This window comes from Spirosoma terrae (assembly GCF_010435915.1).
In the GTDB taxonomy this organism is placed as follows: domain Bacteria; phylum Bacteroidota; class Bacteroidia; order Cytophagales; family Spirosomataceae; genus Spirosoma; species Spirosoma terrae.
In genome coordinates this window covers 103,654-118,260 of sequence record NZ_JAAFZH010000015.1, presented here as the reverse complement: position 1 = coordinate 118,260, position 14,607 = coordinate 103,654, and the positions used below count along the sequence as shown (strand labels likewise).

At 47.9% G+C, this 14,607-nt stretch carries 13 protein-coding genes; 1 reads left to right on the top strand and 12 read right to left on the bottom strand.

Features of this window, described 5'->3' with window-relative positions:
* Positions 1 to 117: 117 nt before the first annotated feature.
* From GK108_RS24900 to GK108_RS24865, 8 genes are all read right to left on the bottom strand, one after another.
* The gene (locus GK108_RS24900) at positions 118 to 2,481 is read right to left on the bottom strand and encodes a peptidylprolyl isomerase (protein ID WP_163954288.1); all 2,364 of its coding nucleotides are present in this window, start codon (positions 2,479 to 2,481) and stop codon (positions 118 to 120) included.
* 136 nt (positions 2,482 to 2,617) lie between these two features.
* Positions 2,618 to 3,328: a hypothetical protein gene (locus GK108_RS24895; RefSeq protein ID WP_163954287.1), complete on the bottom strand. Its 711-nt coding sequence runs from the start codon at positions 3,326 to 3,328 to the stop codon at positions 2,618 to 2,620.
* Positions 3,329 to 3,341: 13 nt separating this feature from the next.
* Positions 3,342 to 3,680 (bottom strand): n-acetylglutamate synthase, encoded by a 339-nt coding sequence (locus tag GK108_RS24890; protein WP_163954286.1) that lies wholly within the window; start codon positions 3,678 to 3,680, stop codon positions 3,342 to 3,344.
* A 13-nt stretch (positions 3,681 to 3,693) separates the two neighbouring features.
* The gene (locus tag GK108_RS24885; protein ID WP_163954285.1) at positions 3,694 to 4,467 is read right to left on the bottom strand and encodes an APH(3') family aminoglycoside O-phosphotransferase; all 774 of its coding nucleotides are present in this window, start codon (positions 4,465 to 4,467) and stop codon (positions 3,694 to 3,696) included.
* 11 nt (positions 4,468 to 4,478) lie between these two features.
* A complete protein-coding gene (locus GK108_RS24880) occupies positions 4,479 to 5,540 on the bottom strand; it encodes an agmatine deiminase family protein (protein ID WP_163954284.1) in 1,062 nt (353 codons plus the stop codon).
* Positions 5,541 to 5,600: 60 nt separating this feature from the next.
* Positions 5,601 to 6,281, bottom strand: coding sequence for an HAD family hydrolase (locus GK108_RS24875; RefSeq protein WP_163954283.1), 681 nt, complete (start codon positions 6,279 to 6,281; stop codon positions 5,601 to 5,603).
* A 42-nt stretch (positions 6,282 to 6,323) separates the two neighbouring features.
* Positions 6,324 to 6,575 carry a hypothetical protein gene (locus GK108_RS24870; protein ID WP_163954282.1) on the bottom strand — a complete coding sequence of 84 codons (252 nt, stop codon included), beginning with the start codon at positions 6,573 to 6,575 and terminating at the stop codon, positions 6,324 to 6,326.
* A 235-nt stretch (positions 6,576 to 6,810) separates the two neighbouring features.
* On the bottom strand, positions 6,811 to 7,071 hold the full coding sequence (locus tag GK108_RS24865; protein WP_163954281.1) for a hypothetical protein: 261 nt from the start codon (positions 7,069 to 7,071) through the stop codon (positions 6,811 to 6,813).
* 336 nt (positions 7,072 to 7,407) lie between these two features.
* Between GK108_RS24865 and GK108_RS24860 the strand changes: the two genes are divergently transcribed.
* Complete coding sequence (locus GK108_RS24860; RefSeq protein ID WP_163954280.1) at positions 7,408 to 9,012, top strand: Na+/H+ antiporter; 1,605 nt, start codon at positions 7,408 to 7,410, stop codon at positions 9,010 to 9,012.
* A 64-nt stretch (positions 9,013 to 9,076) separates the two neighbouring features.
* Here GK108_RS24860 and GK108_RS24855 read toward each other — a convergent pair whose 3' ends face one another.
* The 4 genes from GK108_RS24855 to GK108_RS24840 all read right to left on the bottom strand — a co-directional run bounded on the left by GK108_RS24855 (position 9,077) and on the right by GK108_RS24840 (position 14,596).
* Positions 9,077 to 12,028, bottom strand: coding sequence for a glycosyltransferase family 117 protein (locus tag GK108_RS24855; RefSeq protein ID WP_163954279.1), 2,952 nt, complete (start codon positions 12,026 to 12,028; stop codon positions 9,077 to 9,079).
* 175 nt (positions 12,029 to 12,203) lie between these two features.
* Positions 12,204 to 13,082: a bifunctional 5,10-methylenetetrahydrofolate dehydrogenase/5,10-methenyltetrahydrofolate cyclohydrolase gene (locus GK108_RS24850; protein WP_163954278.1), complete on the bottom strand. Its 879-nt coding sequence runs from the start codon at positions 13,080 to 13,082 to the stop codon at positions 12,204 to 12,206.
* Positions 13,083 to 13,184: 102 nt separating this feature from the next.
* On the bottom strand, positions 13,185 to 13,685 hold the full coding sequence (locus tag GK108_RS24845) for a DUF4385 domain-containing protein (protein WP_163954277.1): 501 nt from the start codon (positions 13,683 to 13,685) through the stop codon (positions 13,185 to 13,187).
* A 272-nt stretch (positions 13,686 to 13,957) separates the two neighbouring features.
* A complete protein-coding gene (locus GK108_RS24840; protein WP_163954276.1) occupies positions 13,958 to 14,596 on the bottom strand; it encodes a pyridoxamine 5'-phosphate oxidase family protein in 639 nt (212 codons plus the stop codon).
* Positions 14,597 to 14,607: the final 11 nt, after the last annotated feature.

Below are 14,607 nucleotides of genomic sequence, written 5' to 3'. Positions count from 1 at the left end.
ACACAGAGAATGCCAAACGATCTGTGTTTTAAGGAAAATTAAGACACTGTATGCTACGTTTCAGAGGTATCAAAAAGTAAACGCCTGAAACGTAGCATACAGTAGGCTGTGCCCAACTTATTTTGATAATTTCCGAATTTCGTCTTCGTTGACTTTAACGGGATATTTCTGCCGAAGTTGTGCCAACCATTGCTTCTCCAGCATTGTCTGATATTCATTAATCACCGCTCCTCTAGCCTCCGTAAATGTTTTTGCCCGGGGAGCTTCAATGCGGGTTATCGTAACGGATACCGACTTGCCTGACCGGTTGAAGTTGGTTGTGCCTTCTTTCCAGCTGTTGATCCCATCCAGGTACGGATTTTCTCCTTCGGCGAAAATACCCTCGGTAATGGTAACCAGAGGTTCGCTGGCCGGTTGCTGAACTTTGCTGTTCAGCACTTTAGCTACGTCGGCTTTGGCAGTCGAGAAGTACTGAAACGAGACTCGCCGTTGGACCGAAGGATCTTTGGGGGCGTCTGTCGTTCGGCGGGGCGGTACGCCCTGGAAGTCTTTTTCGGCAATGCGATTCAGCGGAATGCCATTCTTGAGTAGATAATTAACCACCGTACGTATCCGGCCAGCAGAAACCGAATCCTGTTCGGTTGCATCGTGAGAACCCGACACTTCTACTACGTAGGATGGATTCCTTACCATCGTGGCTACTATATCGAATAGGCCTTCCCGGAGTTTAGGAGTCAACGCTGTTTGATTGGATTCGTACAGCAGATCGGCCGCCGACCGGCGAAGCTGATAAGGTGGCCGACCCGAAACCATATCACGGGCTTGCTTAAGTAAGTCGTCGTTTTGGGCAACAATGATGGTTGCCACCGCTCGTTCCGGGAACCGATATTTGTCCCGATTCTGCTCATAAAATTGCCGTTGGCCGGTTGAGTCAGTCATAGACCGATCCCAGACATTCTCGTCCATGACCTGCGATAAAAGAATTCCGTCCCGGATTTCTGCTAACAGCGAGCGGAATTCCGGTGATTTCTTTTCCAGGTTAGCCTCCTCAGTTGCGATTAATTGATCGCCTTCGAAACGATCCAGTAACCGGCGCATTGCCACGGCGGGCGAACCTTTACTGGCGGGTGCTGTTTCGGGCGCCGGTAAAGCGGGATTCCGCAGGGGTTGTTGCTTTTGTCGGACGTAAGTAAAAAACTGGTTTACGCTGACCGGTTTTCCGGCTAATGTGAAGATTGTTTTGTTTTGAAGGGCCGGATCGAGTGGCTCAACAAATCGCCATTTCCCCTGTAGTAAATTGCTGTCAGCTTTAGCAAGGGCACCGTTTACTACCGTTTTGTCTTCCTGAATGGCATACTCCTTTTTCAGTCGCTGGATGGTCGATTGACGTAATACGTCGGCCCGAGTGTCGGTCGTGACGCGCTGACGTAGCGAAGCGGACAGATCCGCATAGGGTTCAATGCCTTTGCGGTCAATGAGTTTAATAATATGCCAGCCGTAATTTGTTTGAACGGGCTTCGATATATCGCCGGGTTTAGCTAAAGCATAAGCAGCCTGCTCAAAAGCGGGGACCTGACGATCTACTCCAAAAACAGGTAAGAGTCCGCCGTTACTGCGAGACGTAACATCGTCTGACACTTCCCGACATACTGTTTCAAACGATTCGCCTTTTTGCAGTCGGTCATAGGCTGCGTCAATTTTATCCTGAGCGGCCTTTTGCCCCGTTTTATCGGCGCTTGGGCTGACACGTACCAGGATGTGCGCAACCTGAATTTTGCCCCGGCCCGGCCGCCGGTCGTTAATTTTAAGCAGATGATACCCAAAACGGGTCCGGATCGGCTGAGAAATCTGACCGACAGACGTAGTATAGGCTGCCGTTTCTAATGGATAGATCAGCGAAAAGGCAGTAAAGTATCCCAAACTGCCACCATTGTTGGCGGTTTGGTTATCATCCGAATTGTCGCGGGCAAGCGTTGCAAAGTCCGTACCGGCTAGTGCCTGTTTTCGAATGGCAGCAACTTTCTGATAGGCCGCCAGTGTATCGGCGGGAGCGGCATCTTCGCCAACAGCTACCAGAATATGCGATGCGTTTATTTCTTCCTGCATCCGCTGATACGCTTCGGCGGCCATCGATTCAACCAGCACTTTGTCTGTCAGGTAGCTTTGAGCCAATTGCTTTCGGTAGGTACTCATCTCCTCCCGGAAGGCTTCCGTAGTATCCCGGCCTTGTGATTCCGCAGCCAGAACTTTAAGCTTTAAATTGGTATACAGGTCAAAATACTCCTTCACATCCGTACGTTGGGCCGAATCGGAGGAGAGCTGATTTTTCGTGAACGATTGAAAAAAGTCATCGGTGGTATAAGCTTTGTTTCCCAGCGTCAGAAGAACGGGTTGTGCCGGAGTTTGCTGAACCACGGGTGCGGTTGTTTTGCAGGCCGTTACGGCAAGTGCCAGCAAGATACCGCCTGTTAGTTGGCGCATAGCGTCGGAATAAAAAATTGGTTTATGGGAGAAAAAAATCAAGAGTCTGTAGAGGGGCTCAATGGTATCAATAGTATAAAAACCAATATGATGGAAAAAACATTCGGCTCATGTAAGCAACGTAGCGTTACGTCGCTTATTGGCGAACAGGCTGAATTTTCATGGTTTTAAGTGTTACGTCGTAGTCAAGTTTGTATTCGAAGTTATCGCGAAGATTACGGCCCGAAAAAACGGCTGGTACGTGAACGAATCGTTGTTTTTTTTTGCGCAGATAGGCTTCGTTTACCTCGATGCTACTTTGGCCCAGCAAATCATCCGTGTCGAAATGATCCAGCAACTGCAGGCCAATTCCCGAAGCGACTAATCCGGCTGTTACGTATTTAAGTGGCGTTAAGACTTCAGTAGCTGTCAATAAAAGGGAAGCCGGACCAGAAACAATGTTGTGAATTCGGCGGATGCGTTCCAACGCCTGTTTTGCCCGATTATAGTCGTCGACCTCGATCAGAACGATGGATGCCACCAGCCGTCCATTGCGTGGCAGCTCTAAATGAATAGGTAAAGCCTTCGTTGAACCGGCTTTTTGCAGGGCGATCAATTGATCTTTTTGCATCGACGCAACACCCCAGCCCCCGTTTACTACCGAAACGGGTTTGTTTTTGGCATCGTAGCTTATCATCGAGTAGGCCATCATTACTTCATCACGTCGGCTGATGGTTTCTTCCAGATTAACCGCTTTCAGAGCGCGTGGAGTCATCTCGGCAACCAGGGTAGTATGCTTCGCACAACTGGCTAACGTCAGGAGCGGCAACGCGATAGTGAGTAGACTATGACAGAAACGAATCGACATAATTGAGACTGAATCAGGCAGGAATTTCTTCGACAATAGATTCTCCGGACGAAAGGTCGCCACTGGTCCACTGCCACTGTTCATGCAAACGAAGCCGGCCATCGCTCAGATGCTCGGGTACGGAGTGGCAGCGCCCAGTCATCAAATCGCCTTGCTGATTGATATGCTCGTAACGCATATCCAGGCTGTTGTCTTCCAGGAGAGCAGCTAGTAAAAAGCCTTTTACAATGGCTCCTCCGCTATACTCCGCCCAGACGACTTTCCCTTCCTGATGATACTGAAATAACGTATCGCCACTCACTTCGCCATTGGGCGTATTATTGACGGATCGGAATAATTTGTTATTGTACATGGTACCGGTCACTTTAACTCGTCCAGCAGACGAAAATAGTGTAGCTTACGTTCGTCCGGAAATGGCAATCCATAAGCGTCAAAAACAACGAATGATATTGATCGGTGCCGAGGTTTTGCGATAAACTACGTGCGCAGAGTGCCAGATCCTGATACCGATCACCCACCCCTAACGATCCTACATCAATAAATCCGCTGAGTCGCCAGTTTGTCAGTAGTAGATTGGGCAGACAAAAATCGCCGTGCGTTACCACCAGATCGTCCTGTTCGGGCTGTTCTGCGTAGAGTCGTTCCAGCATATGCTCGGGTGTTTGCCCGCTATGTTCCGGCTCAAAGTCATCGGTATCAACCAGGCCCAGCTGCACGTATTGAGCTACTTCCTGAAGTTTGGTAGATGTTCGCTGATCGAACGGGCAGGTCGCTATGTCCAGACTGTGCAAAGCCAGCATACTTTCGGCCAGCGTTTCCACCAATTGACGGGGATTCGAGGCCCAGTAGTCGGCAGAGGCTGGTAAACCCGGTATTTCCCGGATGAGCATATAATCTATTCCGTCGATACGTTCGTAAAAGACAACTTCGGGGGCGGGCAGATACGTACGAAGCCAGGTTAAAGCCTGCGCTTCTTTTTGTAAACCACCTACGTTAGTCACCGAATCGATTTTTACATAAAAATTTTCCTGGCCACTCACCCGGTACGTTTGCGCCGACGACATTCCTAACGTATCGGCCTGCCAGCTCGTGTTCTGCAGGAACCGTTGTAAAGCGATTGGAAGTGTATCGACGCGCATAACCTAAGCTCCTAAACTGTGGGTTCCTGCTGACTCAAACAGTGAAAACTTCCCAAGCCCCAAACAATATCGGTTGAATCGATGCCTACCACCTTGCGGTCGGGGAAACAGTCGCCAATCAGGTCCAGCGCGGTTTGGTCCTTATCACAACGGAAGGTTGGCACAATAACAGATTGGTTGGTGATCAGGAAATTGGCGTAGGAAGCAGGCAACCGTAGACCATCGCTGACCACAGGATCTGGCATGGGCAACTCGACAATCGTTAATTGCTTGCCATTGAGCAGCCGCATCTGCTTCAGCTCGTGATGGATTTCCTGCAGGGATGGATAGTTGTCATCGTTCTTGTTTGGCTCGTAGGCGGCAATTACCGTATCTGCATTGACGAAACGTACCGTATCGTCGATATGGCCATCCGTGTCGTCGCCCACAATTCCTTCTTCAACCCACAAAACCTGCTGAACTCCGTAGTAATCGCACAAATACTGCTCGATCTTTTCCTGCGTCAACTGGCTATTCCGATTTTGATTAAGCAGGCAGGCGCGGCTGGTCAGCACTGTTCCGGCCCCGTTGAATTCTACGGAACCGCCTTCCATAATAATACCCGGCGTTACGTAGTCCAGGCCACGATAATGCGCAATTTCAACCGGGATTAAATCGTCCCGATCATAGGGAGGGTATTTGCCGCCCCACGCATTATAACCCCAGTTGACGATCATCCGTTGTTTGGTCTGCGGATTGATCAGAAAGGCTGGTCCGTGATCCCGACACCAGGAATCATTGGTTGGGTGCGGCAGCAACGTAACGCGACTCATATCAACGTCAGCCGCCAGTAAACGTAGTTTAGCGGCCTGAATAACAATCTCATTATGAGCATTGATACAGACCTGTTCACTCTCGGTAATGGCTTTTATGAAATCGATATAGGCCGGAAACATTAACTCCTGACGCTCTTTTGTCCACGACGCTTCGGTATGGGGCCAGCTTAACCAGGTTGCTACGTGGGGATGCCATTCGGCAGGAAAGAAAAAGCCCTCGCGGGCGGGTATGATTGGACTATCTGATGAGGTGTTCAAAGGCGTGAACGTTGGTAAAACAAAACGTTATGATCGGGCAAAGTTACGAAAACGGATGCGTCAGTGGTTGGTTTTATACACCAAATTCCGAAGGGTCTCCACCGTTAGACCGGTAAAATCATCCACAATAAGTGCGGCACCTGAGTCCGCCAGCTCTTCATGCGTGAGTGTAGTAGCTACGGCCACAACAGTCATTCCGGCCCGTAATCCAGCCTGGATACCGGCCATTGCGTCTTCAAAGACGATGCAGTGATCGGGCGAAACGCCTACACGCTCAGCCGCTTTTAGATAAATTTCAGGATCGGGCTTGCCGTGTTTTACCATACTGGCATCGACAATCGTGTCGAAATAAGCGCGAAGATTCAGGCCATCGATCGTGAAATGAACGTTGCTCATCGGCGCCGACGTGCCAACTGCCAAACGAATATGCTGACTTTTAAGCGCTTCCAGCAACGTAATCAGGCCAGGAGCAGGTTGTAAATGCGGGCGGTAGAGCTCACGATACATCGCTTCCTTCTCTTCCGTAAGCACAATCAATTCGCCCGGATCAATAGTTCGCTGAAGAACATACGCCATCGCATCGGCTGAAACGCGCCCGTTTATGTGCTCAATGTATTGATCGCGGGTTAATGGAAATCCTTTTTCCTGGGCAAAATGCAACCAGGCGTTAATATGAAAAGCAGTGTTGTCGACCAACACGCCGTCCATGTCGAAAAGAACGGCAAATGGAGCTTCGGGCATGAGAAATGGAGAGATGTATACACAAAGAAAGCAGATCGCCGATTAATCTGTACGATCAGTAGGCGAGCTGGCTGGTATTTCTGGTAAAACATCACCCGCCAGAATGGCCGCTTCATGAAGCAGTTCAGTCGATACCAGTTCATCGGTTATTGCTTCAATACGTTCATCGAACAGTTCTTCATCAGCTTCGCTGGATTTCATACCAACTAGAAGCCGACCAACGTAAAGCAGGCTTAACGAAAAACGCAGTTCGGGAAGAACCCGACTATGACGGGTATTCGGTTCAGTTTGCATGGTATAAGGCTAACGCAAGTATCCTGAAAAAAGTAACCGTGCCTACCGTATAATAACGATTCTTTTCATAAACACCGTTTACTAAATCTATGACTGGCCCACGCAACCGGAATGGCATTCGATACGTATGTGCGAATGAAAAGAAGTACTCTCTGTGCTGGAGGGATACGGTGGGTTTACAAAAAAGCCAGCTTATGTTTATAGGCTGGCTTTTTATTGACTAGAATGGAAGTAGCTATAGTGGGCTTCCAAGGTGGTTCAGGTAACAGGCTAATGCCTTTTCAACCGGTAAATTGTGTTTTTGTGCGATGGTCAATACACTATACGTAATTGTATAGGATTCAGGTAAATTGTAAAAACGCTTCCAGACGTAATAAGCATCGTTATACTGCTGCCCCGTGATGGTTGCGATGTGGCCCAAGCGCTGTAAATTCCAGGTTAACAGGGAACTGGTTCGTGCTCTAAACTTCTGGAAATATAGTTTCCATACCTTCATGTGTAGGTCGAAATGCCAATGAGTTAATTGAGCAATATTACTTGAGTAAATGAAATGGTAAATTAAGAAAGGATTAAATCGGGGAAGTTCACTAAAAGTAATAAAACACGGTAAAATCAGAGGGTTGCTACGTAACAGTAAGTAGCTATTTTGGGATAGTTTTATATTACTTTTTTGCCTGTTTATACTTATACAATAAAGTAAGCACACGGCCCTGTAGATTACTAGTTAACGTAAAACAGCTTAACTTGAGTAAATAAACCATAACTCAAGTAGACGGCCCTGTCCGTAATTTGCAGTCAGTTCAGTTTTTATATCCTCCATCATTCGATCTCTATGCATCAGGCATTACTACTTTGTCTGTCTTTACTACTAGCTGTTTCCCTATTTGTTATGCTAGGGCAACGGCTACGCATTTCTGCACCAATTTTTTTGGTTATCAGCGGATTAGGTCTAAGCCTAATACCGGGCATTCCGCGAATCAGTGTCGATCCCGATTTGATCTTCCTGATTTTCCTGCCTCCTTTATTATATGAAGCCGCCTGGTATACGTCGTGGAAAGAATTCTGGCGGTGGCGACGTATCATTATCGTATTGGCATTTGGTTTGGTTTTTTTTACGTCAATGGCTGTGGCCTACGTATCACAGGCTGTCATTCCTGGTTTTACACTGGCGTTAGGTTTTTTATTAGGCGGTGTTATTTCTCCGCCCGACGCGGTTGCTGCGGCCTCGATCTTGAAGAGTGTCAAAGTTCCCAAACGGATAAGTAGTATTCTTGAAGGGGAAAGTCTGGTTAACGATGCATCCAGCCTGGTGGTGTTTCGATTTGCGTTGGCTGCTCTATTGTCAAGTACCCAAACATTTGTATGGCAGACCGCTATAACTGATTTTCTAAAGGTGACTGGCTTTGGCATAGGCATCGGTTTAGCCGTTGCGGGGATTTTTTATGTGATTCATCGATGGTTGCCAACCACCACCCGGATTAGTATTCTGTTGACATTTATGGCACCCTACATCATGTACCTCACGGCCGAAGAGTTTGAAGCGTCGGGGGTTATGGCCGTAGTAAGCGGGGGCTTATTTCTGTCTAATCATAGCCATCAGATTCTTAATCATAGTGCTCGTATTCAGGGCTCAGGAATGTGGGCTACGGTTGTTTTTGCTTTGAATGGACTGGTCTTTATTCTAATCGGCCTTGAATTGCCAGTCATCATGAATGGGCTGGAAAGTTACTCGAAAGTAGAAGCTATTGGTTATGCCTTATTGATTACGGCATTGGTTATTGGTATCCGACTGGGTGTTACCTTGTTTTCGGTCGGTTTCACCATGTTTATAGGAGGGTTTATCTCCGTTGCTGATCGCTATCCGGGTTGGCGCGGGCCAATCATTATCGGCTGGGCTGGCATGCGGGGTGTTGTGTCGTTGGCGTCGGCGCTTTCGATTCCCTTGGTATTGACTAACGGCCAACCATTTCCTCACCGAAACCTGATCCTGTTTATTACGTTTGTTGTTATCTTAAGTACGCTTGTATTGCAGGGGTTAAGCTTACCGTTTATTATTCGAAAAGTAAACTATGCCGACCCGGATCATCGAGCGCCAGAAGAAGAGCAGGAGGCTAAAATTCGGTTGACTCTACTAAACATAGCGTTGACTGAGTTGGACGACAAGTATGCAGACGTAGTACGGTCGAATGAACTGGTTGGCAATTTCAGATCGCACCTGGAAAATGACATCGATTCAACTGCATACCATTTAAAATCGCTGGAATGTGATGGCGTAAAAATCAAGGAATACAACCGAGTGATTAGCCGTATTATTGGTGCTAAACGGAAAGAGTTACAAAAGCTACGTAACAGAGAGGAGTTTGACGACGAGGTAATCCGAAAAGAAGAAGCCCGTATGGATCTCGAAGAGGAAAAAATTGACCATCCTCTTCACTAAAGGCTCTAAAATGAAAAGCCCAAATCCAGCGATCCGGGCTTTTCGTTTTGATATGTGTTATTGATCAACCGAACGAATTGATATGCTTCTGGAATATCGCTTCGTATTTGTTGGCCGCAGCTGTCTGACCAGCATCTTTACAGGCTTCAGTTATAGTCTGAAGGATGTACAGGTCAGCATCTGGACTGCCGAATCGATTCCCCGTTTTATCGAACGTTAAATTCTGATCGGCACGATTCGCCATTGTGTCGGCAATCTCAAGTGCTTTCTTATTGTCGCCAACTGTGAACAGGAAGCGCACGTAGTTAGACGAGATCTGGTCGTACGGAATACTCTTGTCTGGAATTACTTTCAGTGAAAAGTTAAGTACTTCCTTCGCTTTGTCTTTCTTGCCCTCCCGAATGAGCTGATCGGCCAGCCGGAAGAAGGCAATACGGGCTGATATGACTGGCGGACCTTTGTAGGTTTCGTCGTAATAGACATTTGGGTTGTCGAACTCACGCCAGAATGTCTTTTTCAGCATGTTGTTATACATGATGTCTGAGTTCACATAACCATCGGTAGCGCCAGGAACTGCTACGGGCATCAGGCGGTAGGCGTAGCCTTCCAACTGCATGTAGTTCTTCAGACTCAGATAGTTATCGCTGGCTAACGTACTGGAGAAGTAGATAGGCCGTTTCCAGTTGTTGGTAGCAATAATGTCGAGCATAATCAGATCGGGTTTATACAGATCTTTTTTGCCGATCGTCCACTGAAGCGTGTCTTTAACCAATGGTTTCAGCATGTCGGGCACGAAGTTAGCCTGATTAACGGCTGCTTTGTCGACGGGCAGGAACAGGATCGACGAAGGCAGTACGTTCGTCATGTCGCCACTGGTCAACGGCACCTGAATAGCTGGATTGTTGGTTTTGATCAGGTTAATGTACTGCTTCAGATCGATACCGTTTTTAACCCCCGGCACCTCATAGAACGGTACAATATCGTTTTTGCCTTTGTTGAAATTGTTGAATTCCAGCGAAATAGGCAGCGCGTCTGACTCGTAGGTCTTACGTTTCATCTGCTCAATGTACCACTCCGTACCGAGCAGACTCAGGTTACAAACGCGCACATCGCGACGGAATCCTTCCACTTCCTGAACGTACCAGAGTGGGAACGTATCGTTATCGCCACCTGTAAACAAGACGGCGTTAGGTGCGCAGGAATTCAGCAGGTTTTTGGCAAAATCGACGGATTGATAGCGATTGTCGCGGTTGTGGTTATCCCAGCTTTTAGCACCCATCATAACGGGAACCAGTAAGCACAAACCGGCCACCAGCCCATTGCGGGCGATGTCGGATTTTACCATGTTACGTAGTCCTTCGGCAATAGACATGACACCCAAACCAAGCCAGATCGCAAAGAAATAGAACGATCCAACGTAGATATAATCCCGTTCGCGGGGTTCCGATGGCGGAGAGTTCAGGAATACCTGCAGGGCAATACCCGTGAAAACGAAAAGAAGCCCAACAATCAGCAAATCGCGACGACGGCGGAAGTACTGAAACATAATACCAAACAGGCCCAGCATGAATGGTAGCATGTAGAAGTTATCGCGCGCTTTGTTTTCTTTTAGCAGGTCAGGCGCATTTTGATCCGTCGACCAGGGAAGCAAATAACCGGCGCCTTCTTCGTCACTCTCACGACCGGCAAAGTTCCACATCAAATAGCGCCACCACATGTGTCCTAGCTGATATTGGAACATAAATTTGAGGTTGTCGCCCATGGTTGGCTTTTGGCCTTCGGCCAGGCCCAGCATCTGACGGTACAGCTGAGGGTGGTTCTGCTGGCTGCTGTAAACGCGGGGGAACAGCATTTCGTCGCCCGGAGAATACACGTATTCGGGCTGGTGATCGAAAATGACGTATTTGTTACCTTCTTTTTTCCAGACAGGAGCCCCCTGTTTCTGATCGATAGGACGAGAGGTAAAGACAGGACCATACAGCAGCGAGCGGCTACCGTACTGTTCACGCTTCAGGTAAGACAGGAAATTCAGCGCATCGCTTGGATTGTTCTCATTGATGGGTGGGTTGAAATCAGCCCGAACCAGTACCTGCATATACGATGCATACCCGATCAGTACAAACGCTAAAGCCAGTAACGACGTATTGAGGACAGTACGTTTCTGCTGTCCCGACCAGATAATACCATAGGTTACTGCGCCCAGGAATACGATTACGAAGAAGATCATGCCCGAGTTGAAGGGCAATCCGAACGTATTAACGAAAAGTCGTTCAACGGCAAACGCCATACTGGGCAAACCCGGAATAATACCTGAGTTGATGACACCCAGGATGACCATACCAATTGCAAATGCCGTAGCACCGCCCCAGAACGTTGGTTTCGGGTATTTCTTGAAATAATAAATTAAAGCCAGCGCTGGTAGCGTTACCAGGTTCAATAAGTGGACGCCAATGGATAAGCCTGTCAGGTAAGCAATTAGGATAAGCCAGCGGTTGGCGGCTGCTTCGTCCTCAATAAGCTCCCATTTGAAAGCCGCCCACACAACGATAGCCGTAAAAAACGACGACATTCCATATACTTCGGCTTCAACGGCTGAGAACCAGAACGTATCTGAGAAGGTATAGGCCAGTGCGCCAACGGCACTCGTGCCAAGAATCAATATTGTATCAGCAGTCGTGTACTCGCTCTCCGGTTTTGCCAGAAGCTTTTGGGCCAGCATCGTAATTGTCCAAAACAGGAACAGGATGGTGAAGGCACTGGCCAGTACGGAGGCCATGTTAATCCAGTAAGCGACGTTGGTCAGATTGCCAAGCGATAACATGGAAAAGATTCGTCCCAGCAACAAAAAGAAAGGAGCACCAGGAGGGTGTGGAACCTGGAGCTTGAATGAACAAGCAATGAATTCGCCACAGTCCCAGAAACTGGCTGTTCGCTCAACGGTACTCGCGTAGGTAAACAGCGCAACCGCGAAAGCAAGCCAGCCCGTGAGGGTGTTCAGGCGTTTGAATGACTGCATATAAATAGAGATTAACGAACTGCTTTTTTATAAGAAGCTGACAAAAATACGGAAAAAAGCGTGCCAGCCCGGTTTGTACCAGATGTTAAAGTTTGTTAAGGAGCAGTCAGGAAGGCATTGCACAGGCAGCAGTAAAAAGTAAGAACGTATCCAGACAATGCCTTACCCTGAGCGGCTAATATATTTCTCGCCGTGCTGCCTTTAATGTATTTTGCATGAGTGAGCAGATCGTCATCAAGCCAACACCACCCGGAACGGGAGTAATATAGCTCGTTTTTGGGGCTACTTCGTCGAATTTAACGTCTCCTTTCAGCGAGAAGCCGCTTTTCTTGCTGGCGTCGGGTACCCGTTCCAGACCCACGTCGATAACAACGGCACCTTCTTTAACCATATCTGCTTTAACAAACTCAGGCTTGCCAAGAGCAGCTACCAGAATATCGGCCGAGCGGCAGATTTCTGCCAGATTTTGAGTACGGCTGTGGGTCAGCGTAACCGTACAGTTGCCAGGGTATGTGTTCCGCTGCATCAGAATTGACATCGGCAAGCCTACAATCTGACTGCGTCCAACAACCACACAGTGTTTTCCCGACGTTTCAATATTATACCGCTTTAGCATTTCCAGTACGCCCTGTGGGGTGGCAGAGATGTAGGCAGGTAAGCCTTTGGCCATACGGCCAATATTGATCGGATGGAAACCGTCTACGTCTTTAGCCGGGTTAATGGTTTCCATAACGCGGTCTGGGTTGATATGGGCGGGGACAGGCAACTGGACAATCAGACCATCCATATCAGGATTTTCATTCACTTCCCGCACTTTGTCGAGTAGTTCTTCTTCGGAAACTGAGGGATCGAAGCGAATTAACGTCGAGTGCATCCCGACTTCTTCGCAGTTTTTCATTTTGGAGGCTACATAGGTTTCTGACGCTCCATTATCACCGACGAGAATAGCGACAAGGTGTGGGATTTTGCCGCCCTGCTCGCGAATCTGTGCGACTTCTGCCGCGATTTCCTGTTTGATCTGAGATGAGAGATACTTACCGTCGAGGAGTTGCATAGTACGTTTCTTTGCATTCGTGGCGTATTTCTGGCACTTTCTTCAGCTGAAAAAAACGCTGAGGAGTGCTACGCTGGCGCAAAGGTCGTAAAGATTAGGTAATCAGCCGTATTTCTGCTGCCATTCCTTTTTGAGTTGCTTGTATTTTTCGTCTTCGCGGGCTTCCAGATACTTGGCGTAGAATATGCGGGCTGATTCAGCTTTTACGGGATCTTCATCGCGCGGAAGCTGTTGGCGTCCGTGTGCACCAGATTGTCCTTTTTTGTCGTCTGGTACGGGGCCGTCGTATTTCTGTCCGGTACGATGATTGGCGTATCGCCGGGATCGGGTGTAGCCCATTTGCAGAAACTTACGCGCCATATCCATCCCGATAAAATCATCCTTCTGTTTATAATCCAGAAATAGCTGAAAGATTTTCTCCGATGATTGCCGGGCAATGTCGGGAGTTTTGAATTTCCAGTAGGGTAGTATTTCTGATTTGTAGGGCTGAACGAGCAGAACGCCCATTTCGCCCTTCCCAACACGGTAGAGTTCAGGGTGTTCGCGTAGGTTCAGATTTCTGTAATCAAGATCGTAGGTGAATGACCGGTTCGTCGTTGCCATGATATCATACCGTTGCCTGTGAGTCAAACTAGTTGGGTCTAGGAAATGATTACAACAGGTCGCTAATTTTATGATTCACGCAGATCATGTGAAGAAGAGAATAAGAGGACTATCAGTGGTACACCATAGGCAATCATAGAAATCAGCGTTCTATGATGATCTGTATGACGTAAAAATGGCCGATATTTTTGCCGACTTACCCGATATTCAATGATACCTGTAGGGTAATCTTCTCTGTTGATTCACTTATACCGAAGTAGTTTTCGGGACAATCAAGGCGCTAGCCATACCAGTTTAAGAGTCGGTTCGTATTGAAATCGTGCCCGTGTCTGACCTTCACGGCTGAGATGCAAATAATCCATCTCCAGAACACGACATTCAATTACCGAAAAATTCGAGCGACCCGCTTCGCTTTCTTCCTTGTCGGGAAGTCTATTCTGTAGTTCTTCGGGATATCCCGGATAAGGAATCTCCTGTTCTGTACCAGGACGTAGTTCCGAGAGGTACATTTTTCTACTACTTACAGGTAATTCTTTCCATTGATCGTCTGCTACGTAGTCATCCGTATGTAAGCGAGTTTCTACAATTAGCCGTAGCTGTATTTTCTGCTTCTGATCCCAGAATAGTAACGTAGCGTTAGGGAAAGCTTCCAGTTGCAGCACTTTTGCCGATCGTGCATCGGTATGAAACCATACGTATTTTCGGGTTTCGTCGACGTAGCGTAGCACAACCATTCTGGCATCTGCCCCCTGATTCGTACACGTAGCAACGGTCATAAATCGAAATGGAGCGTCTTCATCTTTGGTGGCAGCGGTTAGCTGTTTCCAGCTTGTACGTTCTAACGTAGCGATGGTAGTAGACTCAGTGGTTGACGGGTCGGTTGCGGAAGTCGTTGGCTTGGAGCTTGACATAAGGCAGATTT

Excerpts from the sequence above, each read along its gene's own strand:
- GK108_RS24900 (WP_163954288.1), bottom strand. The coding sequence starts at position 2,481 with ATGCGCCAACTAACAGGCGGTATCTTGCTGGCACTTGCCGTAACGGCC.
- GK108_RS24850 (WP_163954278.1), bottom strand. The coding sequence starts at position 13,082 with ATGCAACTCCTCGACGGTAAGTATCTCTCATCTCAGATCAAACAGGAA.
- GK108_RS24840 (WP_163954276.1), bottom strand. The coding sequence starts at position 14,596 with ATGTCAAGCTCCAAGCCAACGACTTCCGCAACCGACCCGTCAACCACT.
- GK108_RS24895 (WP_163954287.1), bottom strand. The coding sequence starts at position 3,328 with ATGTCGATTCGTTTCTGTCATAGTCTACTCACTATCGCGTTGCCGCTC.
- GK108_RS24870 (WP_163954282.1), bottom strand. The coding sequence starts at position 6,575 with ATGCAAACTGAACCGAATACCCGTCATAGTCGGGTTCTTCCCGAACTG.
- GK108_RS24860 (WP_163954280.1), top strand. The coding sequence starts at position 7,408 with ATGCATCAGGCATTACTACTTTGTCTGTCTTTACTACTAGCTGTTTCC.
- GK108_RS24855 (WP_163954279.1), bottom strand. The coding sequence starts at position 12,028 with ATGCAGTCATTCAAACGCCTGAACACCCTCACGGGCTGGCTTGCTTTC.
- GK108_RS24865 (WP_163954281.1), bottom strand. The coding sequence starts at position 7,071 with ATGAAGGTATGGAAACTATATTTCCAGAAGTTTAGAGCACGAACCAGT.
- GK108_RS24885 (WP_163954285.1), bottom strand. The coding sequence starts at position 4,467 with ATGCGCGTCGATACACTTCCAATCGCTTTACAACGGTTCCTGCAGAAC.
- GK108_RS24890 (WP_163954286.1), bottom strand. The coding sequence starts at position 3,680 with ATGTACAATAACAAATTATTCCGATCCGTCAATAATACGCCCAATGGC.
- GK108_RS24845 (WP_163954277.1), bottom strand. The coding sequence starts at position 13,685 with ATGGCAACGACGAACCGGTCATTCACCTACGATCTTGATTACAGAAAT.
- GK108_RS24875 (WP_163954283.1), bottom strand. The coding sequence starts at position 6,281 with ATGCCCGAAGCTCCATTTGCCGTTCTTTTCGACATGGACGGCGTGTTG.